Consider the following 23,756-nt stretch of genomic DNA (forward strand, 5'->3'; position numbering starts at 1 on the left):
AGGCTCACTCCTACAGATTGGTGGTGTTTTCAGGTATTGCGCTGGGTCAGGGCGCGCTCCATGCGGCTGATGCCCTCTTCGAGCAACGACCGCGGGCAGCCGAAGTTCAGGCGCACGAACTGTTGGTGCTGATCGCCGAAATCCAGCCCGGCGCTCAGACCGACACTGGCCTGTTCAAGGAAGAACTGCTGCGGATTGTCCAGGTCCAGCGCCGAGCAATCGAGCCACGCCAGATACGTCCCTTGCGGCACATTGATCGTCACCCCCGGCAAGCGGCTGCGCACCGCATCCACCAACCAGTCGCGGTTGGCCTGCAGATAGGTTTTCAGTTCGGCCAGCCACGGCGCACCTTGGCTGTAGGCGACGCGGGTGGCTTCCATGCCCAGCGGGTTGACGCTGTCGACCATGCCGCAGCGCGCGTGGTTGACGCGTTCGCGCAGGGCGGCGTCCTGGATGATCATGAACGAGGTCTTGAGGCCGGCGATGTTGTAGGCCTTGCTCGCCGACATCAGGGTGATGGTGCGCTTGGCGATTTCCGGGCTGAGGGACGCGGTCGGAATGTGCACGCGGCCGTCGAAGCACAGTTCGGCGTGGATCTCGTCGGAGATGATCCAGGCGTCCTGTGCCGCACAGATATCCGCTACGGCTTGCAGCTCCTCACGGCCAAACACCTTGCCGATCGGGTTGTGCGGGTTGCTCAAGAGCAGGGCGCCGCCACCGTTCAGCGATTCGCGCAGGGTCTCCAGCGGCGTGGCGTAGCTGCCATCGGCCTGGGCGACGAATTCCAGCTCGACCTTGTTCAGCCCCCAATGCCCCGGTGCATGCCGCAGCGGCGGATAGTTCGGCACCTGCACCACGACGTTCTGCTGCGGCTGCACCAGCGCTTTCAAAGCCATGTTGAAACCGGATTCAACACCCGGCAGGAAGATCAGCTCCTGCGGTTTGACCTTCCAGGCGAACTTGTCCCACAGGTCGGCGACGATGGCTTCACGCAAGTTGTCCTGCGCCACGCTGTAACCCACCAGCGGGTGCAGCAGACGCTGCTGCAACGCCTCGATGATCACCGGTGGCGCGGCGAAATCCATATCAGCGACCCACATCGGCAACACATCGGCCGGGTAGCGGCTCCACTTGGTGCTGCCGGTGTTGTGGCGGTCGAATAGCTGATCAAAATCGAAAGTCATGCGCGGTCTCGTGAAGGCGGGATGGATCCTGGGCGCCATTCTAAGCCCAACGCGACCCATGTGGGAGCTGGCTTGCCAGCGATGGCGTCGTCACTGTCGCTATTAGTGTTGACTGATCCACCGCTTTCGCTGGCAAGCCAGCTCCCACAGGGTTTTGTGTTCGTTGGCGAATAGACCGACAAACGGCCGACGGTCGGTTTTCACACAGAGTGTGTGGTCATTGTCTACAGTGAAAAAGCCGGCAGGCATTCTGCCGTAACCGTGTTTGTCCAGAAAAAGCCCGGCTCAAGTACCGGGTTCCACCTGATCAGGAGTGCACGATGGATCTCAGCCGTCGTCAATTCTTCAAGGTCGCCGGTATCGGCCTTGCAGGCTCTAGCCTGGGCGCGTTGGGCATGGCCCCGACGCTGGCCTTCGCCGAGCAGGTGCGTCACTTCAAGCTTGCCCACACCCATGAAACCCGCAACACCTGCCCGTATTGCTCGGTCGGTTGCGGGTTGATCATGTACAGCCAGGGCGATGCCGCGAAGAACGTCGCGCAAAATATCATTCACATCGAGGGCGACGCCGACCACCCGGTCAACCGCGGCACCCTGTGCCCGAAAGGCGCGGGCCTGCTGGACTTCATTCACAGCCCGGGCCGCCTGCAATACCCGCAAATGCGCAAGCCCGGCAGCAGCGAATGGACCCGGATCAGCTGGGATGAAGCACTGGATCGCATCGCCGACCTGATGAAGGCCGACCGCGACGCCAACTTCATCGAGAAAAATTCCACCGGGCAAACGGTGAATCGCTGGCTGACCACCGGGTTCCTCGCCGCGTCGGCAGCGTCCAACGAAGCCGGTTACATCACCCAGAAGGTGATTCGCAGTCTTGGCATGCTGGGTTTCGATAACCAGGCGCGTGTCTGACACGGCCCGACGGTGGCAAGTCTTGCCCCGACGTACGGCCGTGGAGCCATGACCAACACCTGGACCGATATCGCTAACGCGAATCTGATCCTGGTGATGGGTGGCAACGCAGCAGAAGCGCATCCGTGCGGCTTCAAATGGGTGACCGAGGCCAAGGCGCATAACGCTGCCCGGCTGATCGTGGTCGACCCGCGTTTTACCCGGACCGCTTCAGTGGCCGACTATTACGCGCCGATCCGTACCGGTACCGACATCGCCTTCATGGGCGGATTGATCAATTACCTCCTGACTCAGGACAAGATCCAGCACGAATACGTGCGCAACTACACCGACGTCTCGTTCATCGTCAAAGCCGGCTATGGCTTTGAAGACGGCATCTTCAGCGGCTACGACGCGGCCAAACGCAGCTACACCGACAAATCCGGCTGGGGTTACGAGTTGGGCGAGGACGGCTTCGTCAAGGTCGACCCGACCCTGCAGGATCCGCGCTGCGTCTATCAATTGATGAAGCAGCATTACAGCCGCTACAACATTGAGCTGGCGAGCCAGATCTGCGGCATGCCGGTCGATGCCATGCAGAAAATCTGGGATGAGATTGCCACGTGCTCCACGCCGGGCAAAACCATGACCATCCTCTATGCACTCGGCTGGACGCAACATTCGATCGGCGCACAGATCATCCGCAGTGCGGCGATGGTGCAACTGCTGCTGGGCAACGTCGGCATGCCGGGCGGCGGGGTCAATGCCTTGCGTGGGCACTCGAACATTCAGGGCCTGACCGACCTCGGGTTGTTGTCCAACTCGCTGCCGGGCTATCTGACCCTGGGTGGCGATGCCGAGCAGGACTACAACGCCTTTATCAAAAAGCGTACGCAAATGCCGTTGCGTCCGGGGCAGTTGTCCTACTGGCAGAACTACAGCAAATTCCACGTCAGCCTGATGAAGTCCTGGTACGGCGCCAACGCGACGCTGGAGAACAACTGGAATTACGACTACCTGCCGAAACTGGATATCCCCAACTACGACGTCCTGAAGATGTTCGACCTGATGAGCCAGGGCAAGGTCAACGGCTACATGTGCCAGGGCTTCAACCCGATCGCTGCGTTGCCGGACAAGAACCGGGTGATGGCTGCGCTGGCCAAACTCAAATGGCTGGTAGTGATGGATCCGCTGGCCACCGAAACCTCGGAGTTCTGGCAAAACGTCGGGCCGTACAACGATGTGAAAAGCGCCGAGATCCAGACCGAAGTGATTCGCCTGCCGACCACCTGCTTTGCCGAGGAGGACGGCTCGCTGGTCAACAGCAGCCGCTGGCTGCAATGGCACTGGAAAGGCGCCGACGGCCCCGGCGAAGCGCAGACCGACATTCGCATCATGAGCGAACTGTTCCTGCGCCTGCGCAAGCGTTATCAGGCCGAGGGCGGCAAGTTCCCCGATCCGCTGCTGAACCTGTCGTGGCCGTACAAGATCCCCGACGAGCCATCGCCGGAGGAGCTGGCCAAAGAGATCAACGGCAGCGCCATGGCCGACTTCACCGATGCCAGCGGCGTGGCGGTCAAGGCCGGCTCGCAACTGGCCGGGTTCGGCCTGCTCAAGGACGACGGCAGCACCGCGTCCGGTTGCTGGATCTTCGCCGGCAGCTGGACCGAGGCCGGCAACCAGATGGCCCGGCGTGACAATGCCGACCCGTATGGCATGCATCAGCATCAGGGCTGGGCCTGGGCATGGCCGGCCAACCGGCGGATTCTCTACAACCGCGCTTCGGCGGACGTCGCGGGCAAACCGTGGGATCCGAAAAAACGCCTCGTATGGTGGAACGGCAAGGCCTGGGGCGGCACCGACGTGCCGGACTACAAGGCCGATGTGCCGCCGGAAGCGGGGATGAACCCGTTCATCATGAACCCCGAAGGCGTGGCGCGGTTCTTCGCCGTCGACAAGATGAACGAAGGGCCTTTCCCCGAGCACTACGAGCCGTTCGAAACGCCGATCGGCATCAACCCGCTGCACCCGCAAAACAAGAAAGCCACCAGCAACCCGGCGGCGCGGATCTTCGATTCGGTCTGGGAAAGCCTCGGCGAGGCCAAGGACTTCCCGTACGCCGGCACCAGTTACCGGCTGACCGAGCACTTCCACTTCTGGAGCAAGCATTGCAAGTTGAATGCGATTGCCCAGCCTGAGCAGTTCGTCGAAATCGGCGAAGTGCTGGCGAAGGAGAAGGGCATCGCCGCCGGAGATCGGGTGCGGGTCAGCTGCAAACGCGGGTTCATCGAGGCGGTGGCGGTGGTGACCAAACGCATCCGGCCGCTGCAGGTCAACGGCCAGGTGGTGCATCAGATCGGCATCCCGCTGCACTGGGGATTCACCGGCCAGACGCGTCACGGTTACCTGACCAACACCCTGGTGCCGTTCCTCGGCGATGGCAACACACAGACCCCGGAATCCAAGTCATTCCTGGTCAACGTGGAGAAACTGTAAATGGCCAGCCAAGACATCATTGCCCGCTCGGCCACCACCACGGTGCCGCCCTCGGTGCGGAATCAGCAGGAAGTCGCCAAGCTGATCGACACCACCAAATGCATCGGCTGCAAGGCCTGCCAGGTCGCCTGCTCGGAATGGAACGAGCTGCGCGACGAGGTCGGTCACAACCACGGCACCTATGACAACCCGCAAGACCTGAGCGCTGAAACCTGGACCTTGATGCGCTTCACCGAACACGAAAACGATGCCGGCAACCTCGAATGGTTGATTCGCAAGGACGGCTGCATGCATTGCGCCGAGCCGGGGTGCCTCGCGGCATGCCCAAGTCCCGGGGCGATCATCAAGCACGCCAACGGCATCGTCGATTTCGATCAGGACCACTGCATCGGCTGCGGTTATTGCATCACCGGTTGCCCGTTCAACATTCCGCGGATCTCGCAGAAGGATCACAAGGCCTACAAATGCACCTTGTGTTCCGACCGCGTCGCGGTAGGGCTGGAGCCGGCCTGCGTGAAAACCTGTCCGACCGGGGCCATCGTCTTCGGCACCAAGGAAGACATGAAGGAACACGCCGCCGAACGCATCGTCGATCTGAAAAGCCGGGGCTTCGACAACGCCGGTCTGTATGACCCGGAAGGCGTCGGCGGCACTCACGTGATGTATGTGTTGCACCACGCCGATACGCCGAAGATCTACGCCGGGTTGCCAGAGGCGCCGGCCATCAGCCCGCTGGTGGGCTTGTGGAAAGGCATCAGCAAACCGTTGGGCCTGCTGGCGATGGGTGCGGCGGTGCTCGCCGGTTTCTTCCACTATGTGCGCATCGGGCCGAATCGCACCGAAGAGGATGATCATCCGACGCCGCCCGATACCTCGGTGCATGTTGTCGATCCGGCGGTGCACACCTTCGATCCACGCGGGGAGGACCGGCCATGAGCAACAAGACGATCCTGCGCTACACCGCCAACCAGCGCACCAATCACTGGCTGGTGGCGATTCTGTTCTTCATGGCCGGGCTGTCCGGGCTGGCGTTGTTTCATCCGTCGATGTTCTGGTTGACCCACCTGTTCGGCGGCGGGCCGTGGACGCGGATTCTGCACCCGTTCATGGGCGTGCTGATGTTCGTGTTGTTCCTCGGCCTGGTGTTCCGCTTCTGGCGCGCGAACTTCTTCATCGACAACGACTGGAAGTGGATGCGCCGCATTGATCGGGTGCTGGTCAACGACGAGGAAAGCGTGCCGCCGGTGGGCAAGTACAACGCCGGGCAGAAGATGCTGTTCTGGACTTTACTGCTGTGCATGCTCGGTTTGCTGTTCACCGGTCTGGTGATCTGGCGTGCGTATTTCAGTGCGTACTTCGGCATCACCGTGATCCGCTGGGCCATGCTCCTGCATGCACTGGCCGGGTTTGTGCTGATCCTCAGCATCATCGTGCACATCTACGCCGGCCTGTGGATCAAGGGTTCGGTGGACGCGATGCTGCATGGCTGGGTCAGCCGCGCCTGGGCCAGGAAACACCACGAACTGTGGTATCGCGACATCACCCGCGATGAACGCAATCCGGACGTGCCGGAGCGACCGATCACCAAAAAGGGCTGACTTTTGGCAACCATTCTTGAACCCGGGGAAATCGAAGCGGCGGCCAGTTCGCCGCCGTTTCTGCACCTGCCGCCGCACAATCTGTTCACCCTGCGCGCCCAGCGTCTGGAGCAATTGGCTCAGGGGCATCCGCTGGCTGATTACCTGCGGCTGATCGCCGGATTGTGCCGGGCTCAGCAGCAGGTTTTCGACGATCCACCGCTGACGGTACCGTTTGATAAGCAAAGGATCGAAGCCTGTCAGTTGCATGGGTTGCCGCCGTTTGCTGCCGACACACTGGTTCGCGAAGACGTTTGGCGGGCTTATCTGGATGCTTTATTGCAACGTTACGTGGCGCCCGATCAACCCGCCGTAGTCGACGCGCTCGCGACACTGCGCGGCGCCAGTGCCGGCCAGTTGCGTGCGTGGGCGGTGGCGTTGGTCAGCGGTCAATTTTCGATGGTGCCGGCACAGTTGGTGCCGTTTCTCGGCGCCGGGTTGCAAGCGGCGTGGAGCCACTGGCTGCTCAGCGCACCGAACCTGCAACTGAAACCCGGCGACAGCCTCAGCCAGTGCCCGGGGTGCGGTTCGCCGACGATGGCCGGGGTGATCCGCCATCGCGGCAAACACAACGGCCTGCGCTATCTGGTGTGTTCGCTGTGCGCCTGCGAATGGCACGTGGTGCGGGTCAAGTGCGTGTATTGCGAGTCGAGTAAAGGCCTGGATTACCTGAGCCTGGAGGACGATCGCCACGCCGCCAATCAGGCGCCGATTCGTGCGGAGGTGTGCCCCAGCTGCAACAGCTACCTGAAACTGGTTTATCTGGAGAACGATGCCGAAGGCGAAGCGTTGTCGGCGGATCTCAGCAGCCTGCTGCTCGACATGCGTCTGGCGCAGGACGGTTTTCAGCGTCTGGCACCGAATCTGATGCTGGCGCCGGGAGACGAATGACCAGAGCGTCTACACTCCTGAAAAACTTGTGAGAGGGGCTTGCTCCCGAAGGGGCCGTGTCAGTCAGATCATTTGTGGCTGACTCACCGCATTCGCGAGCAAGCCCGCTCCCACAATTGGGGGCCGGTGTGCTGTATTTAGACGCGTTGCGTCAGGTCATGCCGGAGAGTCTTGTTTTCGGGAGTGGCTGATGTCTTCGAGTGTTGCCCTGCGGTTGCCTTCCATTGATGGTTTGTTGCGTCACCCGGCCTGTCTGCCGCTGGCCGAGCGTTATGGCCGTGAGGCGTTGCTGAGCGGCTTGCGGCAGTTGCTTGATGAGCTGCGGCTCAGCGTGTTGCAAGGTCAACTGTCTGCCATTGAAATCAGCCCCGAAGTGCTCGCCGGCCGCGTCGGTGAGCGTCTGGCCCAGCAACAGCGCAGCAACGTGCGGCGGGTGTTCAACCTCACCGGCACGGTGCTGCATACCAACCTCGGCCGCGCCTTGTTGCCCGAAGAAGCCATCGACGCGGTGCAGATGGCCGCACGTTATCCGCTCAATCTGGAATTCGATCTGGCGACCGGCAAGCGCGGTGATCGCGATGATCTGATCGAAGGCCTGATTCGCGAACTGACCGGCGCTGAAGCCGTCACCGTGGTCAACAACAATGCCGCTGCGGTGTTGCTCACGCTGAACAGCCTCGGCGCGCGCAAGGAAGGCATCATCTCGCGCGGCGAGCTGATCGAAATCGGCGGCGCGTTCCGCATCCCCGACATCATGGCCCGCGCCGGCGTGCGCCTGCATGAAGTCGGCACCACCAACCGTACCCACGCCCGCGACTACGAAGCAGCGATCAGCCCGCGCAGTGGTTTGATCATGCGCGTGCATGCGAGCAACTACAGCATCGAAGGCTTTACCGCCCGGGTGCCCACCGCCGAACTGGCCGAGCTGGCCCATCGGCACGGCTTGCCGCTGCTGGAGGATCTGGGCAGCGGCAGTCTGCTGGACCTGACCCGCTGGGGTCTGCCGGCGGAACCCACAGTGCGCCAGGCGCTGCTCGACGGTGCAGACATCGTCACCTTCAGCGGCGACAAATTGCTCGGCGGGCCGCAGGCCGGGTTGATTGTCGGGCGCAAAGACTTGATCGCGAAGATCAAAAAGAATCCGCTGAAGCGCGCCTTGCGGGTCGACAAGTTAACCCTGGCCGCGCTGGAAGCGGTGCTGGGTTTGTATCGCGATCCGGATCGCCTCGCTGAACGTCTGCCGAGCCTGCGGCTGTTGACTCGCCCGCAAGCCGAGATCCTCGCCCAGGCCGAGCGCCTGCTACCGGCACTGGTACAGGTTATCGGCGAACCGTGGAATGTCAGTGCAGTGAAAGCGCTGGGCATGATTGGCAGCGGCAGCCAACCGGTGGCGCGGTTGCCGAGTGCGGCGCTGTGCCTGCGCCCGCAGGTGTCGAAACGCATGCGCGGGCGTTGTCTGCTGAATCTGGAAGCGGCATTGCGTGCGTTGCCAATCCCTGTGCTCGGGCGCATTGACGACGATGCGCTGTGGCTGGACCTGCGGCAGCTCGACGATGAACCGGCGTGGCTGGCGCAGTTGCCGCAGTTGCAGGTCGAGTCGTGATCGTCGGCACCGCCGGGCACATCGACCACGGCAAGACCTCGCTGCTGCAAGCGCTGACCGGGCAAGCCGGCGACCGCCGCCCGCAGGAGCGCGAGCGCGGGATGACCATCGACCTCGGTTATCTCTACGCGGAGCTGGAAGCCGGTGCCGGGCTGACCGGATTCATCGATGTACCGGGCCACGAGAAATTCACCCACAACATGCTCGCCGGCGCGCAGGGCATCGATCTGGTGTTGCTGGTGGTGGCGGCGGATGACGGGGTGATGCCGCAGACCCGCGAGCATCTGGCGATTGTTCAGTTGCTGGGCATTCCCCGGGCGCTGGTGGCGATCACCAAATGCGATCGGGTTGAAGCGGGCAGGGTGGAGGAGGTGCAGCGCCAGGTTCTCGATCTGCTCGAAGCCGGGCCATTCGCCGATGCGCCGACGCTGGCGGTGTCGAGCGTGACCGGGCAGGGCGTCGATGAACTGCGCCAGAGCTTGCTGCAGATTCAAAGCGAAGTGCATGAGCGCAGCCGCGAAGGTGGTTTTCGCCTGGCCATCGACCGCGCCTTCAGCGTGGCGGGCGCCGGGATTGTGGTGACTGGCACGGCGTTGTCGGGCGCGGTTTGTGTCGGGGACAAACTGGCCCTCGGGCCGTCCGGGAAATCGGTGCGGGTGCGGGGCTTGCACGCGCAAAACCAGCCCGCCGAGCAGGCCTTCGCCGGGCAACGGGTGGCACTGAACATCAGTGGCGATCGATTGACCCTTGAGCTGATCCATCGCGGCCAATGGCTGTTGGCCGAGTGGCTGCACGCACCGACGCAACGGGTCGATATCGAGTTTCAGTTGTTGCCCGGTGAGCGCACCTTCGAACACTTTCACCCGGTGCACGTGCACCTCGGTACGCAAGACGTCATCGCCCGCGTGGCGTTGCTCGAAGGCCCGCGCTTGAGTCCCGGTCAGCGCATGTTCGCGCAATTGCTGATCAACGCCCCGGTGCACGCGGTGAAGGGCGATCGCCTGATCCTGCGTGACCACAGCGCGCAACGCACCCTCGGTGGCGGTCAGGTACTCGACCCGTTCGCCCCGGCCCGCCAGCGCCGCAGCCCGGAACGGCTTGCGCAACTGCAGGCCCTGGCCGGCAGCGACAGTCTTGAACTAGCGTTACCACTGCTGCTTGACCACAGCGCTGGCGGCCTCGATCCGCAACGGCTGGAGCGTCAATTCAATCGTCAGCGTGAAGACTGGGCGCTACCAGCCAACGTGCGCCTGATCGACACCCGCCAGGGACCGGTGCTGTTCAACGTGCAGCGCTGGGGGCAGTTGAAGTTCACCCTGTTGGAGCAGTTGGCCAAGTTGCATGAGCTGGAACCGGACCAGATGGGACCGGATCGCGACCGCCTGCGACGCTTCAGTGGTCTGGCGCTGGAGCGTTCGGCCTTTGTCAGCCTGCTGGAAGAACTGCGCGCTGCCGGGTCGATCAACGCCAGCGGGCCGTGGTTGCATCTGCCGGATCATCAGGTGCGCTTGAATGCTGAAGACGAAACCCTTTGGCAGCGCATGCAGCCGCTGTTCGAACAGGCCGGGTTTGATCCGCCGTGGGTGCGTGACGTCGCCAAAGTGTTGGGCGTGGAAGATGCGATGGTGCGCCTGCTGTTGCGCAAACTGGCGCGCTTGGGATTGATGCACCAAGTGGTGCGCGATCTGTTTCTGTCTGACGGGCAACTGCGGCGCATGGCCAACATTCTGTTGCAACTGGAACAGGAAAATCCGTCGATCCAGGTGACAACCTTCCGTGATGCGCTAGGCTTGGGACGCAAACGCTGTATTCAATACTTGGAATACTTCGACCGCCTCGGCCTGACCCGACGCATCGGCGAATCCCGGGTGATCCGCCATGACAACGCGCTGGCCGGTGCCGACGCACCCTGAGTTCAAAGGAAGGCAATCGCGCCCGGTGGCGCGGCCGGGCTTCAAACCCGGTTGGGGACGGCATCCGTTCCCGGGCAGGTTCGACTCCGGCTGCCTTCCGCCAATAAATTCCCGTCCTCGCCGCAGTGATGCTTGCTGTCGCGGCACAACGGTCAAGGCTGATAGGGAATCAGCTTGTCCTTCTCCAACTCTCCCAGAAACTGATCCAGCATCTGCTGCTTGTTTTTGTTGTTCGGGATCGGCACGTACCACGCCATCACGCTCCAGCCTTCGCGGGAATAGTTATAGGTCTTGAGCAGTTTACCGTCCTTGAAGACCGAGCTGCGCAAGTTGTCCTGGTAGTGATAAGGCACTGGGAGGGTGAACAGGGTCAGAACATTGAACATGGCCAGATAATGGGTTTCGCCCGACCACGGCTGGGTAATCAGCAGGCTGTAACCGTTGCGGGTGTAACCGCCGTCGAGCATGGAAAATGCACCGGAGTTTTTCAGTGCAGAAATGGTTTCACGCTGACGATATTCTTCGTGCCGGGTATTGGCCGGGCCCAGGCTCAACGTCACCGGCACATAGGCTTGCGTAGCGTGATAATCGAGAGGCGGCAGGGTGTTGGCGCAACCGCCGAGTGCCATTAGCGCACTGAGCAGCGCGCCGTTCTTGATCAAGGCCAGCTTCATTGGGCACTTCCCACGACAGGGATCAACCGGTCATGCTGAACGTCCTGGGCAAAGGCTCGTGCAATACGGCTGAGGTTTTGTCCTTCCAGCTCGCCACCCTGGTCGAGCAACCAGGTGTATTTCTGGGTGTTATTGCGATAGGTGTACTGCTTGAGGCGCTTGTCGCCTTGATACACCGAGAACTCGGCCTGCGTGTCATATTCCTTCGAAAGCGGCAGCATGAACAGTGTGGCGCAACTCAACAACACCACCGGGAACGGCGGGAACTCGCGTTGCATGTTCAATTTGACTTGGACGTTGTACGCATCGTTTTGGCCGGACCCGGTTTCGACGTTGCGAAATACGCCAGTTTCGCGCAGATGATTGCGCAACGACGAAGACTGCAGAGGGTCGTCGATCATGACGTGGATCGGTGCCAGATAATCCTGTCCGTCGGCCAGTGTGCGCTCTGGCAAGGTGTTGGTGGCGGTACAACCGGCCAGCAGAGCGACGGTGGCAAGCGTGGTGATTTTTTTCATGGTTTGATGTCCGCGGCAACACCCGGCGGGGTATCGGCAAAAATATAGGGTTCGGCGCTTTTCAGATCGAGCTTCAGTGATTGCAGAGGTGGTAGTCCGGGAACCTGGCGCTGGGCGATCACGGCGTCGCGGGCGCGCTGATCGCGCCAGAGGAAGGTGCAGCCGATGCCGTTGAGGCAGAGCGAGCGATATTCACCCATGTAATAGGCTTTTCCGGCTTCAAGACGTAGCGGGAGGTTGAATTTCTCACGCGCTTCCATCGAACTGTAAACGGTGCCAAGCCCCGGTGTGTATCGCGCAGAGAAGAACTGGAAATCGTAGAACTCGTAGTCGCCCGGTTTCAAAGCAAGGACGAAGACACTCGCGGCACCGCTAGCGTCCTGAATATCCTGCGGCGTTGAATAGGCACCGGCCATTTTCCAGATACCGGCAGCGCCGTACTGGGAGCCACGTTTGCGTATAAACAGGCGTTGGTTATCCGCCGGAGACAGTTTGAGCGAGCGCGGCCCGATAGACCCGATCAGATAAGCCACAGGCTCATTGGCCTTGGCCTGCAATGGTTCGCTGACCCATGACGCGCTTTCGGTGATACAACCACTGAGCAGCGAGGCCAGCAGGCCGGCGACCGCTATTTTGAAGACATGAAACATGAACATCCCTGAATCTGCGTGATTGATGACGTTCAGTTGCGAAGGCCAATCAAAGCCTTCCTGGCCAAACGTTTTTGCGGGGCGCGCAGACTAAGTGATGTAGTGGCATTTGGCTAGCCAATAACGCAGGTCGGCTTCCGTCCGAAAATCACGCAATGTTCAAAATGTCACTCGATCCCCTGGTTGGAGCCAGCCTGCTGGCGATGGCCGGTGTGTCACTAACCTCAAAGTCGGCTGTTCGACCGCCATCGCGAGCAGGCTCACTCCTACAGGGGATCGCGTTTTCAGGCGGGCGGGTCGAGGTTGTCGAGGGCGCGGTTGACGGTCAGTTCGCCGAGCATCACGACTTGCTGAATGCCCAGCAGGGCTTCGTTGTCGGCGGCTTCGTGAAGTTTTTTGAGTCGATGGATTCGTAGGGCGACCTCGGGTCTGAGTCCGGGTTTAATCACGGGCCATCAGAACCCCAACGGGTACTGAATCACCACATAAATTCGGTCGATATCATCGCCGGCCTGTGCCTCGTTGGCCCGGTGCGAGACGTGCGACAGCTGCACCGACAGGTCCTTCGCCGCACCCGATTGCACGATGTATTTCAGATCGATATCCCGTTCCCAATGCTTGCCGCCAGCGCCTTGCTGCGGCTGATAGTCGCCAGTCTCGGCATCGAACGGTTTGTACGCGCCGCCCTTGGGCGCGTGAGTGCCGTCGATGTGGTCGCCGGAGACGTAGCGGGTCATGAAGGTCAGGCCAGGGATGCCGAAAGCGCCAAGGTCGAGGTCGTAGCGTGCTTGCCAGGAGCGTTCGCCGGCGCCGTTGAAGTCGGCGTATTTGATCGAGTTGGCGAGGTAGATCGAGTCGCCGCCCACGAAATCGAACGGCGTGTCGCCATTGATACGTTGCCAGCCGAGCATGACCGCGTGCGGGCCGAAACTGTACTTGCCGGACAGGCTGAACGCGGTGTTGTCGATCGCGCCGGCCAGCGCCCGACCGGTATCGCGGGTGTGGTAGAGGTTGGCATCGAGCAACAGGCCGGACTGTTTGAAGTGCAGATTGGCGTAGTACTGATGCCAGGTGTCAGTCAGATCCGAGGCGTAAAGCGATCCACCCACCGGACTGTCACCGAACAGATCGGCGCCGAGAAAACTGATTCCGCCAGCCTCGGTAGTGGCTCCGTAACCGGAAAAGTCGCCGCGCCCTGAGGAGCTGTCCTGATTCTTGAATGCGGTGAAGTGTCCGGCCGTGAAGTTAACGTTGTCGATTTCACGACTGTTCACTAGCAAACCTGTGGCGTATTCCGGTTGCAGGCGTTTGTCCGAGGTGTCGAACACCGGCGTTTCCACGGTCATCTCGCCGAACGCGAGGGTGGTGCGCGAAGCTTTCAGTTTGAATGCGCCACCAGCGCTGGAGTAGTTCGGTTCACTACGACCATTGCTGTCGACCGGCAACAGACCCGTGCCGGAATGTCCTTTACCGCCATCGAGTTTCAGGCCGAGAAAGGCATGGGCATCGATGCCGAATCCGACAGTGCCTGGCGTGTAGCCAGAGGTGAACGTGCCGATAAAGCCCTGGGCCCATTCCTGTTTATAGTTTTTGCCGGAGGGAGAGGGCGAGCGGTAGTCGTTGCTCAGGAAGAAGTTGCGGCTGAGCACTTCGGTTTTGGCGTCGTCGAAGAAGTCATTGGCCAAAGCACTGTCGCTCGCTGCGCAAAGCAGTGCCAACAATGCAAAGTGTGATGTTGAGGAAGCCATCGAGAGAGACCGACAATCAGGGAAGGTCTGCTGATGATGGGCAGGATCAACCGGGCTGGATTGAGCCGATGTGCTGAGTTCAAGGCATACCTGATTTCCCTTGTAGGAGTGAGCCTGCTCGCGATAGCGGCGTGTCATTCACATCGATCTAAACTGACCGACCGCTATCGCGAGCAGGCTCACTCCTACAGGGGATATGGGTTACAGGCGGCCATACTCGCGCGCTGTGCGATCTACCGCGATGCGTGTCTTGTCGACCAGTTCATCCAGCTCCGCCCGTGTGGCGATCAGCGCCGGTGCCATGATCATCCGGCCCAGCGTTGAACGAATGATCAGGCCTTCCTCAAAACCAATGGTGCGACAGCGCCAGGCGATGTCGTTCTCGTTGGCGAAACGCTTGCGGGTGGCTTTGTCTTCGGCGAATTGTAGCGCCGCCACCAGCCCCACGCCCTGAACCTCACCCACCAGCGGATGGTTGCCGAACACCTCACGCAGGCAGTTCTGCAGATAAGCACCGGTGTCGTTTTTCACCTGAGTGACCACGCCTTCATCGCGCAATGCTTTGAGGTTGGCAATCGCCACCGCAGCCGCCACCGGGTGCCCGGAATAGGTCAGGCCGTGAGCGAACACACCGCCTTTTTCCACCAGCGCTTCGGCCATGCGTCGCGACAGTATCAGGCCGCCCATAGGGATGTAGCCGGAGGTCAGGCCTTTGGCGATCGACAGGGTGTCCGGTTCAAAACCGAAGGCCTGGTGCGCGAACCATTCGCCGGTGCGACCGAAACCGCCGATGACTTCGTCGGCGCACAGCAGCACATCATATTTGCGGCAGATGCGCTGGATTTCCGGCCAATAGGTGGCGGGCGGAATGATCATGCCGCCGGCACCCTGAAACGGTTCGGCGACGAACGCGGCGACCTTGTCAGCGCCCAGTTCGAGGATCTTGTCTTCCAGTTGCCGTGCGGCGCGCAGGCCGAATGCTTCCGGGCTGAGGTCGCCTTCATGGGCGAACCAGTACGGCTCATCGATGTGCGCGACGTCAGGGATGGTGCCGCCCATTTCGTGCATGAATTTCATGCCGCCCAGCGCCGTCGCGGCGAGAGTCGAGCCGTGGTAGCCGTTCCACCGGCCAATCATGATTTTCTTCTCGGGCTGGCCCATCACCTGCCAGAACTTGCGCACGGTGCGGATCAGCACTTCGTTGGCTTCGGAGCCGGAGTTGGTGTAGATCGCGTGGCTGTAGTGCCTGGGCAGCAGGCTGAACAGCAGTTCGGAGAGCTCGATCACCTGCGGGTGAGTGGTGTGGAAGAACATGTTGTAGTACGGCAGTTGTTGCAGCTGCGCGGTGGCCGCGGCGGCCAGATCCTTGCGCCCGTAACCGAGGTTGGTGCACCACAGGCCGGACATGCCGTCCAGGTAGCGCTTGCCGTCGTTGTCCCACAGCGCCAGCCGATCACCGCTGACCATCACCCGCGGGCCTTCCTCATTGAGGGCTTTCTGATCGACGAACGCGTGAATGTGGTGGGCGGCGTCGGCGGCCTGATAATCGCGGGTGCTGCGGGTCGGATCGAATTCGGCGGACATGGCGGTTCTCCAGAGAAACGGGGCAAGTGGGTGCGCGTTCATTCCAGCGGTGCACGGTTAATATTTGTCACTAAAAAAATTTTTGTAAAGAAAATATTTGTCGGTGAAAAAAGAAATCCGTAGGCTGACGCCGATCAGCAAGACAGGACATCAGCACCATGAGCGGGCTCAGAGAACGGCAAAAGGAACAGCGCAGGGAAGTCATCGCGCAGGCAGCGCTGGAGTTGTTCAAGACCAACGGTTTTGCGGCCACCACACTGGACCAGATCGCGGTCCAGGCCGGGGTTTCCGCGCCGACGGTGGTCAATTATTTCGGTGGCAAACAGGAGATTCTGCTGGCCTTGCTCAAACAGCCGGACGAGCAGGCGATGCGCGAGGCGCGGGCCAATCTGGACGACGACAGTGATCCGCTGGAGGCGTTGTGCGAGTTCGAAGGTTTGATGACCGACTACCAACTGCAAGCGATGCCGGCCTCGTTGTGGCGTGAACTGGCGCCGTTTCTGCTCACGGGTGAACTGGCTCAGGCGTTGAGTCCGTGGAATGCGGCGGTGATCGAAGAGACCAAGACGCTGCTCGGGCATTTTCAGGCGCAGGGCAAGGTGCGGGCGTCAGTCGATCTCGATGTGGCGGCGACGTTGTTCAACCAGTACGCGAATATGGCGTTTATTCGGCTGGCGACCGAGGCGGCACCCAATCGGCAAGCGCATGCCCGGCATATGCGCAGTGTGTTGGGTTTGATCTGCCACGGCATTTTGAGCAACGGCGCGGAATCGAAAGCCAAGTGACGAGAAGCAGAGCGCATGACCGTTCCTGATCAGCAAGAATGGCAACCGTGGACGCCGGAAGAACTGGCGCAACGGCTGAAACACATCTCGCGCCCGTGGTGCGTGGTGGGCGGATGGGCGCTGGATTTATGGCTGGGCCGGCCAACCCGTGCGCACAGCGATCTGGAGTTCACCCTCCTGCGGGACGACTTTCAGCGCTTCCGGCAAGCGCTGGCCGAGCTGGACTTCTATACCGTGCGGGACGGTGAACTGACGTTTTTGCCGGTGGGGCAAACGCCAGGCGAGAATATTTTCCAGGTGTGGGGATTTGATGCCGTTGCCCATGCCTGGCGAGTCGATCTGATGCTTGAATCCGGCACGACGGATACGTGGGTCTATAAAAGAGACCCGTCGATTGTCCATCCACGCGCCGCGATGGTGGCACTGAGTGATACGGGGATTCCCTATCTCAGGCCTGCGGCGATTCTGCTGTTCAAGGCCAAATACACGCGTCCCAAGGATCAAACCGATTTCAGTCAGGCATTGCCGGATTTATCTCGCGAAGAGCGGCGATGGCTGATGCAACATCTGGTTCGGTTGCATCCCGAGCATGAGTGGATTCAGCGATTGCAAACACCTGAAAAATACTCCCGACCCAACGAATGAACTGTGGCGAGGGAGCTTGCTCCCGCTGGGGCGCGAAGCGGCCCCGCTGTTGGGGAGGACTGCTGTGCAGTCCAGCGGGAGCAAGCTCCCTCGCCACAAAATGTCTAGCGGCGGATCGCCAGGTATGACTGGCCCAGGTCGCCGGCCCAACCATCGAGAACAGCCTTGACGTCATCGGCGGTCAGCACCTGTTTGTCGTTTTCCAGCGGTAGTCCGATGCCCTTGCGCACGACTTCGGCGACCACTTCGCCGGTGGAGCCGTCCTCGAACGAGACTTCGGTGGTGATTTCGCTGTCCTGATCGCGGATGCCGGTGGCGGTGCTCACGCCGGCGGCAACCAGCGTCACCGGTAGCCATTCATAGAAGCGCAAGCCTTGGGTGCTGGCGGCGACGCGGGTGATCGCCGGTCTGATGGTCAGGGTGTTCGGGCCGGGTTGCGGCATCAGGCGCATGACCTTGCCCAGTTCCAGCCTGAGCGCGGCGTCGTAGTAGTCGGTGACGCCGGACAGCGTGCTCAGCGGGATCCGCTCGGTCGGCGCGGCGCTCGGGTAGAACTGGCTGGGCGCCAGATAGGCCTGGGTGTAACGCCCCCGCGCCAGCGCCGGGCTGACCCAACCCAGCACCGTCTGCCCAGATGGCGACTGGCGCTCGCTGAGCACGCTGTAATCGTGCAGAAATCCGGTGTACTTCTGCGGTTCGACGGTTTTGCTGCTGCAGGCCGAAAGGCTCAGGGACGCCGTACATAGCACCGACATCAAGCAATGGCTTCTGATCATGCGAATCCTTGTTTTGCGCTTTTGCCCCGCGTGGTTCAAGCGCGGGCTGTGATTGGGGAGGAGAGTGGCGGGGTGTTGTCCGAGCATTCGATGTGCAACTGGCCGTGGCTCATGATCCATTGGATCAGGTCGGCGGTCGGAATCGAATGCACGTACTCCACCCATTGCGAATCGCTGGGGCCGTACTGCTCGAAATAGCGGCGCAGGACGATACGGCTTTGGTCATCTGACAGGCCCAGGCAGAACTCCTGGAACAACAGCGGCGTATCCTGCTCGGGCGCGCTGGTGCGCTGGCTGAGAATCAACGGATAGCGGGCGTCGTGGCCCTCGGCGGTATAACGGTTGTGCAATGCGCTCATTGAAAGCCCCCCGGTTGTTGATGGCGTGCAGGGTGCCTTAGGGGTTTTGCCGCAGAATGTCCGCTTGATGTCCGGGGCGACGGAATGTTGCTCGATTGAAATATATGACCCGCCCGCCAGAATAGTTTTAGATGCGTTCTTTTTGGCCTGAGGATCCTGTGCCCGTGAGCAGACTGCTGATCGTCGACGATGACGTGGAAATTCTCGCCCTGCTGAAGAAGTTCTTCGTCCAGCACGCCTACGAGGTCGATGTCGCCGCCGACGGCGCAGCGATGTGGGCGGCAATTGCGCAGCAGCGCCCGGACACGATCATTCTCGACCTGATGCTGCCCGGCGAAGGTGGCCTGAGCCTGTGCCAGAAAGTGCGCGCGCAGATGGGCATTCCGATCATCATGTTGACCGCCATGGGCGAATTGAGCGACCGGATCGTTGGCCTCGAACTGGGCGCCGATGACTACGTCACCAAACCGTTCGCCCCGCGTGAATTGCTGGCTCGCCTGCGCGCCGTGCAGCGCCGCGCCGGTGAGCAGGTCAGCCCCGCGAGCGAGCCGTCACGGCCGGTGATCGCCTTCGCCGGTTGGCATCTGGACATCACCTGTCGCGAGCTGCGCTCCCCGGAAAACGTGATGATTCCGCTGTCCGGTGGCGAGTTCGATCTGCTGGTGGTGTTTCTCGAACACCCGCAGCGCATCCTCACCCGCGAGCAACTGATCGACCTGTCTCGTGGTCAGGGCCACGACGCCTTCGATCGCAGCATCGACGTGCAGGTCAGCCGCTTGCGCCGCAAGATCGAGCCGGACAGTAAGCGCCCGGACCTGATCCGCACCGTGCGCAACGGCGGTTACATGTTTACCGCCAAGGTCACTCGTTCATGATCCGTCGATTCCTGCGCCGTGATCCGCTGAGTCGGCGGATCGCCCTGACCATCGTCGCGGCCATGCTCGCGTCGCTGGCACTCAATTTCCTGTTCGTGGAGGTTGCCGGGACCTGGGCGCGACCACCGATTGAACGTACCGGGTTGCTGGAGCAGATTGCCGCGACCGTCAAAGTGATCGAGGCTGCACCAGCGCCTTTACGCCCGAAACTGGCGCACGCGGCAACCGGCCCGACGCAGGAGGTGACCTGGAGTGCGCAACGCGACGAACTCGGATTGCCAGCGGGTGGTACGCAGCTCATCGCCAACAAGACGTCGGGGTTGCATCAGTTGTTGGGCGATGAGCGAGACATTCGGGTGTTCAATCCCGCTGACTGGCCGAGCGGCAGTCCGCTGGCGCGCTATGCGGCGTTGATTCAACTGCCGGATGCCAGTTGGCTGTTGTTCTCTTCGCCCGAACGCTCCTGGGGCCTGGACATCGGCACGCGCATCGCGATCATCATCGCCCTCGGCCTGATCGCCACCGTGCTGGTGGCCTGGCTGGCCACGCAGCAACTGGCCAAGCCACTGCAACGCTTTGCCAGCGCCGCCCGGCGTTTTGGCGGTGATCTGCGTGCGCCGCCGATCAAAGTCGAAGGCCCCGACGAGATCCGCCAGGCGATCATCGCCTTCAACACCATGCAGGCGCAGATTCAGCACTACATCAGCGAACGCACGCACATGCTCGCGTCGATTTCCCACGACTTGCGCGCACCGCTGACCCGTATGCGCCTGCGCAGCGAGTTCATGGAGGACTTTGATCATCAGGGCAAACTGATCCGCGACATCGAAGAAATGCAGTCGATGATCAACGCGGCACTGGCGTTCTTTCGGGAAGACACTCAGCCGGAGCAAAGCACCGCGTTCGACCTCTCGGAATTGCTGCAGACCATCATCGACGACTACCGCGACCAGAACATTGCGATCGATTTCACCGGCCCGGCGCATCTGGTCTACGAGGGCCGGCCGCTGGGGATCAAACGGGTGATCGTCAATCTGCTGGAAAACGCCGAAAAGTACGCGCAGCAGCCGGCTATCGCTCTGAGCAGCGACGGTTACAGCGTGTGCATCGACGTCAGTGACAATGGGCCGGGAATTCCCGAAGCGTCGTTGCAGCGGGTGTTCGACCCGTTTTTCCGCCTGGAAACCTCGCGCAACCGGGAAACCGGTGGTGTCGGGCTCGGGTTGTCGGCGGCGCGGGCGATTGTGCGCGAGCAGGGCGGCGAACTGAGTTTGAGCAATCGCAGCAGCGGTGGTCTGCTGGCTCGGGTTGAGTTGCCTTTGTAATACTTTGAAACATTTGCTCGTGACGGGCGGTCAACAGGACACATTCACTGCAAGAAGCGTCCATGAAAACCCCACGGCCCTCCGCACGTCTTGAACCGCTGTCACAACTGCGCAATCTGAAAATGGCTCGCTCCGCCCACGCCTATGTCCGTGGCAGTACGGTGCAGTTTTATGAGTGGCTGCACAGCCAGCCCGGGCGCAGTCTGCCGAAAGGGCCGGCGGTGTGGATCTGTGGCGATTGTCATGCCGGCAATCTTGGGCCGACTGGCGACCTGAAAGGGCGCATCGACATTCACATCCGCGACCTCGACCAAACCGTTATCGGCAACCCTGCGCATGATCTGGTACGCCTGGCGCTGTCCTTGGCCACCGCCGCCCGAGGTTCGGACCTGCCCGGCGTCGCCACCGCGCGCATGCTTGAAGAGATGATGCGCGGCTATGAACAAGCATTCGAAGACGACGTCGACAAAGAGCCGCCAAGACCCGCGCAAGTCAAGGCCGGCATGCGCAGCGCGGTGCAGCGCACCTGGAAGCATCTGGCCCAGGAGCGCATCGAGAGCACCAAACCAACTATTCCGCTGGGCAAGCATTTCTGGTCGCTGTCACGGGAAGAACGCAGTGCGCTGAAGACCCTTTGCGCCACGCCAGACCTGCACACGCTGGTGACCTCATTGAAGGGCCGCAACAAGGACGACCGGGTGAAAATGCTCGACTCGGCTTATTGGGTCAAAGGCTGCAGTTCGCTGGGGCTCAAGCGTTATGCGGTGTTGCTGGGGGTGGGCGAGGGCGACGATCAGGAATATTGCCTGCTGGATATCAAGGAAGCGATTGCCGCCGCCGCACCACGAGTGGCGCGAGCCGCGATGCCTCGCGACAACGGCAAACGTGTGGTCGAAGGTGCGCGTTTTCTCTCGCCGGGCCTGGGCAATCGGATGATCGCCACACGGGTGCTCGACCATGGCTTCTTCATCCGCGAACTGCTGCCACAAGACATGAAACTGGAACTGGATCAGTTGAGCCAGACCGACGCGATGCTCGCCGCCGGTTATCTGGCCCGCGTCGTGGGGCTGGCCCATGCCCGGCAGATGGACATGAGCACCCGGGCGTCATGGATGCGTGAACTGCAAGCGTGCCGCTCGAAGACACTGGATGCGCCGTCGTGGCTGTGGACCAGTGTTGTGCAGTTGGTTGGCAAACATGAGAAAGGTTATCTGGAGCATTGCCGGCGTTATGCGCTGGAGCATTGATCTGTGTGAGTGAAACAGTTGTCGGTTGCCGATATGAAATTTGTTCTGTAGATTTTCATGAAATTATAAGAAATAAATTTCATGAGGCGCCGAATGTTTCAGCAGTCCCAGCAGCATGTCGCCAGCTATTACGCCCACAGTTGCGCCGATATTCTCAGCACACGGCCCGTTCTGGAAGGTGAACACGACACCGAAGTGGTGATCATCGGCGCCGGTTTCAGCGGGCTGCACACCGCGTTGCGCCTGGCATTGGCCGGCAAGCGCGTCACCGTACTCGAAGCCAGTCGCGTGGCGTGGGCCGCGTCCGGGCGTAATGGCGGGCAGGCGATTCTGGGCTGGTCTTGCGACATGCCGCCGCTGGAGGCTGCGCTTGGATATGAGCGCGCCAGGCGTCTGTGGGACGGCATGCGTTGGGCCGCGCAGGAGCTGCGTGAATTGCCCGGGCGGCATGGTTTCGATTGCGACTATCGCCCGGGCCATTTGTGGACGTCGGTGATGCCGCGTCGGGTCAGCCTGCTGACTGAATGGCAACACGAAGCCAGTCATAAGTGGGGCCACGACGGTCTGCAGTTCATTCCCCGCGAAGACCTGCCGCAATGGGTCGCCAGTGAACGCTATCAGGCCGGCCTCTTTGACGCCGAAGGCGCACACCTCAATCCGTTGAAGCTTGCCCTGGGGCTGGCCGCCGCCATCGAGCGTGCCGGCGGGCATATTCATGAGCAAAGCAAAGCGTCGAGTTATCAGCAGGAGGGCAATGGCTTCCGGGTCAATACCGAGCGCGGTTCGGTGAAGGCCGATGTGCTGGTGCTGGCCTGCAACGCCTATCTCGATCAACTCGACCCGCAACTCTCCAGCTGCATCCTGCCGGTTGGCACCTATCAAGTCGCCACCGCACCGCTGACACCGGAGCAAGCCACCGCGCTGCTGCCGAGCAACGTCTGTGTGACCGACAACCAGTTTGTTCTCGATTACTTCCGTCGCACGCCGGACAACCGCTTGTTGTTCGGCGGTGGCTGCACTTATCTGGGCGGTATGCCCAAGGACATTGCGGCGGCGACTCGGCCGTTTCTCGAACGCGTGTTTCCGCAGCTTAAAGGTGTAGAGGTGGAATTCGCTTGGGGCGGGCATATCGATCTGACCATGAACCGCACGCCGGATGTCGGCGGCGAGGGCAATCGTTATTGGCTTCAGGGTTATTCGGGGCACGGCGTGTTGCCGACGCTGGCCGCCGCCCGTGCGGTGTCCGATGCGATTCTCGGCGAGGCGGATGAATTGGCGTTGTACCAGGGCCTGAGCAATGGCCGTTTCCCCGGCGGCAAGCACTTCGCAGCACCGCTGGAGGCTATCGGCAAGGCCTGGTATCGGCTGCGCGACAGCATTTGATGAGATTTTGACCATGAACAAGCAAGAAGAAATCGCTGCGCTGGCGATCCTGATCCACGACCTGCGCAAGCACAAGAAGTACACCCTTAAAGAGCTGGCCGACAAGATCGGACGTTCGGTGGGCTTTCTCTCGCAAGTCGAACGCGGCTTGTCGCGCCCGACCGTGGCCGACCTCACCGCGATCAGCGAAACCCTCGGCGTGCCGACCACCTATTTCTACAGCCTGCCCAAAGCCAAACAAGTGCCGTGGGTCACCCGTCCGGACGAACGACGCACGCTGTATTACGCCAACGGCATCACCGACATTCTGGTGTCACCGCAGATGCGTGCCTCGTTCTCCATGCTCGAAAGTCATCTGGAGCCGGGCGCGAGCAGCGGCGACCGCCACATGAGCGACAGCTCGGAGCAGGGCGGTTATGTGCTCGAAGGCGAACTGACCTTGTGGCTGGGCAACGACGACGAGCCGGTCACCTTGAGGGCCGGCGACAGCTTTCAATTCGACAGTCACACCCATTGTCGCTACGGCAACCTCACCGGGCAGCTCACCCGTGTGCTTTGGGTCTACACCTGATA

Annotated in this window: 22 protein-coding genes and 1 tRNA gene; 14 read left to right on the forward strand and 9 right to left on the reverse strand. The window is 61.3% G+C overall.

The window, feature by feature from the left end:
* Positions 1-29: 29 nt before the first annotated feature.
* On the reverse strand, positions 30-1,184 hold the full coding sequence (locus KCG87_RS07935; RefSeq protein WP_210557181.1) for a PatB family C-S lyase: 1,155 nt from the start codon (positions 1,182-1,184) through the stop codon (positions 30-32).
* A gap of 320 nt (positions 1,185-1,504) precedes the next feature.
* Between KCG87_RS07935 and fdnG the strand changes: the two genes are divergently transcribed.
* The 7 genes from fdnG (at position 1,505) to KCG87_RS07970 (ending at position 10,717) form a co-directional block, all read left to right on the forward strand.
* Positions 1,505-4,570, forward strand: a complete 3,066-nt coding sequence (gene fdnG, locus KCG87_RS07940) for a formate dehydrogenase-N subunit alpha (protein WP_210557179.1) — start codon at positions 1,505-1,507, stop codon at positions 4,568-4,570.
* Positions 4,571-5,506, forward strand: coding sequence for a formate dehydrogenase subunit beta (gene fdxH, locus KCG87_RS07945; RefSeq protein WP_098964070.1), 936 nt, complete (start codon positions 4,571-4,573; stop codon positions 5,504-5,506).
* Positions 5,503-6,168, forward strand: coding sequence for a formate dehydrogenase subunit gamma (locus tag KCG87_RS07950; protein WP_003224974.1), 666 nt, complete (start codon positions 5,503-5,505; stop codon positions 6,166-6,168). Before fdxH ends, KCG87_RS07950 begins: the two co-directional genes overlap by 4 nt.
* A 3-nt stretch (positions 6,169-6,171) precedes the next feature.
* The gene (gene fdhE / locus KCG87_RS07955) at positions 6,172-7,098 is read left to right on the forward strand and encodes a formate dehydrogenase accessory protein FdhE (protein ID WP_210557177.1); all 927 of its coding nucleotides are present in this window, start codon (positions 6,172-6,174) and stop codon (positions 7,096-7,098) included.
* 190 nt (positions 7,099-7,288) lie between these two features.
* The gene (gene selA / locus KCG87_RS07960) at positions 7,289-8,701 is read left to right on the forward strand and encodes an L-seryl-tRNA(Sec) selenium transferase (protein ID WP_210557176.1); all 1,413 of its coding nucleotides are present in this window, start codon (positions 7,289-7,291) and stop codon (positions 8,699-8,701) included.
* A complete protein-coding gene (gene selB, locus KCG87_RS07965) occupies positions 8,698-10,614 on the forward strand; it encodes a selenocysteine-specific translation elongation factor (protein WP_210557427.1) in 1,917 nt (638 codons plus the stop codon). The genes selA and selB overlap by 4 nt, the downstream gene beginning before the upstream one ends.
* Before the next feature lie 7 nt (positions 10,615-10,621).
* Positions 10,622-10,717, forward strand: a tRNA-Sec gene (locus KCG87_RS07970).
* 49 nt (positions 10,718-10,766) lie between these two features.
* Here the strand turns inward: KCG87_RS07970 and KCG87_RS07975 are convergent.
* The 6 genes from KCG87_RS07975 to KCG87_RS08000 form a co-directional block, all read right to left on the reverse strand.
* A complete protein-coding gene (locus tag KCG87_RS07975) occupies positions 10,767-11,288 on the reverse strand; it encodes a hypothetical protein (protein WP_210557175.1) in 522 nt (173 codons plus the stop codon).
* A complete protein-coding gene (locus KCG87_RS07980) occupies positions 11,285-11,806 on the reverse strand; it encodes a hypothetical protein (protein WP_098964065.1) in 522 nt (173 codons plus the stop codon). The genes KCG87_RS07975 and KCG87_RS07980 overlap by 4 nt, the downstream gene beginning before the upstream one ends.
* A complete protein-coding gene (locus KCG87_RS07985; protein ID WP_246881673.1) occupies positions 11,803-12,462 on the reverse strand; it encodes a hypothetical protein in 660 nt (219 codons plus the stop codon). The genes KCG87_RS07980 and KCG87_RS07985 overlap by 4 nt, the downstream gene beginning before the upstream one ends.
* Positions 12,463-12,740: 278 nt before the next feature.
* Positions 12,741-12,905 (reverse strand): hypothetical protein, encoded by a 165-nt coding sequence (locus tag KCG87_RS07990; RefSeq protein ID WP_167734059.1) that lies wholly within the window; start codon positions 12,903-12,905, stop codon positions 12,741-12,743.
* Positions 12,906-12,911: 6 nt separating this feature from the next.
* Positions 12,912-14,204: an OprD family porin gene (locus KCG87_RS07995; RefSeq protein WP_210557173.1), complete on the reverse strand. Its 1,293-nt coding sequence runs from the start codon at positions 14,202-14,204 to the stop codon at positions 12,912-12,914.
* A 201-nt stretch (positions 14,205-14,405) separates the two neighbouring features.
* The gene (locus KCG87_RS08000) at positions 14,406-15,788 is read right to left on the reverse strand and encodes an aspartate aminotransferase family protein (RefSeq protein WP_210557171.1); all 1,383 of its coding nucleotides are present in this window, start codon (positions 15,786-15,788) and stop codon (positions 14,406-14,408) included.
* A gap of 158 nt (positions 15,789-15,946) precedes the next feature.
* Here KCG87_RS08000 and KCG87_RS08005 point away from each other — a divergent pair, with 158 nt between their 5' ends.
* Together KCG87_RS08005 and KCG87_RS08010 are read left to right on the forward strand one after the other, a co-directional pair.
* A complete protein-coding gene (locus KCG87_RS08005) occupies positions 15,947-16,573 on the forward strand; it encodes a TetR/AcrR family transcriptional regulator (RefSeq protein WP_210557169.1) in 627 nt (208 codons plus the stop codon).
* Between the two features lie 15 nt (positions 16,574-16,588).
* Positions 16,589-17,218 (forward strand): amino acid transporter, encoded by a 630-nt coding sequence (locus KCG87_RS08010; protein WP_098964060.1) that lies wholly within the window; start codon positions 16,589-16,591, stop codon positions 17,216-17,218.
* A gap of 104 nt (positions 17,219-17,322) precedes the next feature.
* Here KCG87_RS08010 and KCG87_RS08015 read toward each other — a convergent pair whose 3' ends face one another.
* Positions 17,323-17,994: a DUF3313 domain-containing protein gene (locus KCG87_RS08015; protein WP_098964059.1), complete on the reverse strand. Its 672-nt coding sequence runs from the start codon at positions 17,992-17,994 to the stop codon at positions 17,323-17,325.
* A gap of 35 nt (positions 17,995-18,029) precedes the next feature.
* Complete coding sequence (locus tag KCG87_RS08020; protein ID WP_095135713.1) at positions 18,030-18,353, reverse strand: hypothetical protein; 324 nt, start codon at positions 18,351-18,353, stop codon at positions 18,030-18,032.
* Positions 18,354-18,484: 131 nt separating this feature from the next.
* On the opposite strand from KCG87_RS08020, the gene KCG87_RS08025 reads away from it, so the two are divergent.
* The 5 genes from KCG87_RS08025 (at position 18,485) to KCG87_RS08045 (ending at position 23,754) form a co-directional block, all read left to right on the forward strand.
* Positions 18,485-19,228: a response regulator gene (locus KCG87_RS08025; protein WP_098964057.1), complete on the forward strand. Its 744-nt coding sequence runs from the start codon at positions 18,485-18,487 to the stop codon at positions 19,226-19,228.
* On the forward strand, positions 19,225-20,553 hold the full coding sequence (locus KCG87_RS08030; protein ID WP_098964056.1) for an ATP-binding protein: 1,329 nt from the start codon (positions 19,225-19,227) through the stop codon (positions 20,551-20,553). Before KCG87_RS08025 ends, KCG87_RS08030 begins: the two co-directional genes overlap by 4 nt.
* A 62-nt stretch (positions 20,554-20,615) precedes the next feature.
* The gene (locus tag KCG87_RS08035; RefSeq protein ID WP_210557167.1) at positions 20,616-21,800 is read left to right on the forward strand and encodes a DUF2252 family protein; all 1,185 of its coding nucleotides are present in this window, start codon (positions 20,616-20,618) and stop codon (positions 21,798-21,800) included.
* A 93-nt stretch (positions 21,801-21,893) separates the two neighbouring features.
* A complete protein-coding gene (locus KCG87_RS08040) occupies positions 21,894-23,183 on the forward strand; it encodes an FAD-binding oxidoreductase (RefSeq protein WP_210557165.1) in 1,290 nt (429 codons plus the stop codon).
* Between the two features lie 13 nt (positions 23,184-23,196).
* Positions 23,197-23,754 carry a cupin domain-containing protein gene (locus KCG87_RS08045; RefSeq protein ID WP_027614278.1) on the forward strand — a complete coding sequence of 186 codons (558 nt, stop codon included), beginning with the start codon at positions 23,197-23,199 and terminating at the stop codon, positions 23,752-23,754.
* The last annotated feature ends 2 nt before the right edge of the window (positions 23,755-23,756 follow it).

The sequence above is a fragment of the Pseudomonas sp. MWU347 genome (assembly GCF_017947305.1).
Lineage (GTDB): Bacteria > Pseudomonadota > Gammaproteobacteria > Pseudomonadales > Pseudomonadaceae > Aquipseudomonas > Aquipseudomonas putida_A.

What these genes read in the sequence shown, in the direction of transcription:
- KCG87_RS07935 (WP_210557181.1), bottom strand. Translation starts at nt 1,184, where the DNA reads ATGACTTTCGATTTTGATCAGCTATTCGACCGCCACAACACCGGCAGC.
- fdxH (WP_098964070.1), top strand. Translation starts at nt 4,571, where the DNA reads ATGGCCAGCCAAGACATCATTGCCCGCTCGGCCACCACCACGGTGCCG.
- KCG87_RS07950 (WP_003224974.1), top strand. Translation starts at nt 5,503, where the DNA reads ATGAGCAACAAGACGATCCTGCGCTACACCGCCAACCAGCGCACCAAT.
- selA (WP_210557176.1), top strand. Translation starts at nt 7,289, where the DNA reads ATGTCTTCGAGTGTTGCCCTGCGGTTGCCTTCCATTGATGGTTTGTTG.
- KCG87_RS07975 (WP_210557175.1), bottom strand. Translation starts at nt 11,288, where the DNA reads ATGAAGCTGGCCTTGATCAAGAACGGCGCGCTGCTCAGTGCGCTAATG.
- KCG87_RS07980 (WP_098964065.1), bottom strand. Translation starts at nt 11,806, where the DNA reads ATGAAAAAAATCACCACGCTTGCCACCGTCGCTCTGCTGGCCGGTTGT.
- KCG87_RS07985 (WP_246881673.1), bottom strand. Translation starts at nt 12,462, where the DNA reads ATGTTCATGTTTCATGTCTTCAAAATAGCGGTCGCCGGCCTGCTGGCC.
- KCG87_RS07995 (WP_210557173.1), bottom strand. Translation starts at nt 14,204, where the DNA reads ATGGCTTCCTCAACATCACACTTTGCATTGTTGGCACTGCTTTGCGCA.
- KCG87_RS08000 (WP_210557171.1), bottom strand. Translation starts at nt 15,788, where the DNA reads ATGTCCGCCGAATTCGATCCGACCCGCAGCACCCGCGATTATCAGGCC.
- KCG87_RS08005 (WP_210557169.1), top strand. Translation starts at nt 15,947, where the DNA reads ATGAGCGGGCTCAGAGAACGGCAAAAGGAACAGCGCAGGGAAGTCATC.
- KCG87_RS08010 (WP_098964060.1), top strand. Translation starts at nt 16,589, where the DNA reads ATGACCGTTCCTGATCAGCAAGAATGGCAACCGTGGACGCCGGAAGAA.
- KCG87_RS08015 (WP_098964059.1), bottom strand. Translation starts at nt 17,994, where the DNA reads ATGATCAGAAGCCATTGCTTGATGTCGGTGCTATGTACGGCGTCCCTG.
- KCG87_RS08020 (WP_095135713.1), bottom strand. Translation starts at nt 18,353, where the DNA reads ATGAGCGCATTGCACAACCGTTATACCGCCGAGGGCCACGACGCCCGC.
- KCG87_RS08025 (WP_098964057.1), top strand. Translation starts at nt 18,485, where the DNA reads ATGCGTTCTTTTTGGCCTGAGGATCCTGTGCCCGTGAGCAGACTGCTG.
- KCG87_RS08030 (WP_098964056.1), top strand. Translation starts at nt 19,225, where the DNA reads ATGATCCGTCGATTCCTGCGCCGTGATCCGCTGAGTCGGCGGATCGCC.
- KCG87_RS08035 (WP_210557167.1), top strand. Translation starts at nt 20,616, where the DNA reads ATGAAAACCCCACGGCCCTCCGCACGTCTTGAACCGCTGTCACAACTG.
- KCG87_RS08040 (WP_210557165.1), top strand. Translation starts at nt 21,894, where the DNA reads ATGTTTCAGCAGTCCCAGCAGCATGTCGCCAGCTATTACGCCCACAGT.
- KCG87_RS08045 (WP_027614278.1), top strand. Translation starts at nt 23,197, where the DNA reads ATGAACAAGCAAGAAGAAATCGCTGCGCTGGCGATCCTGATCCACGAC.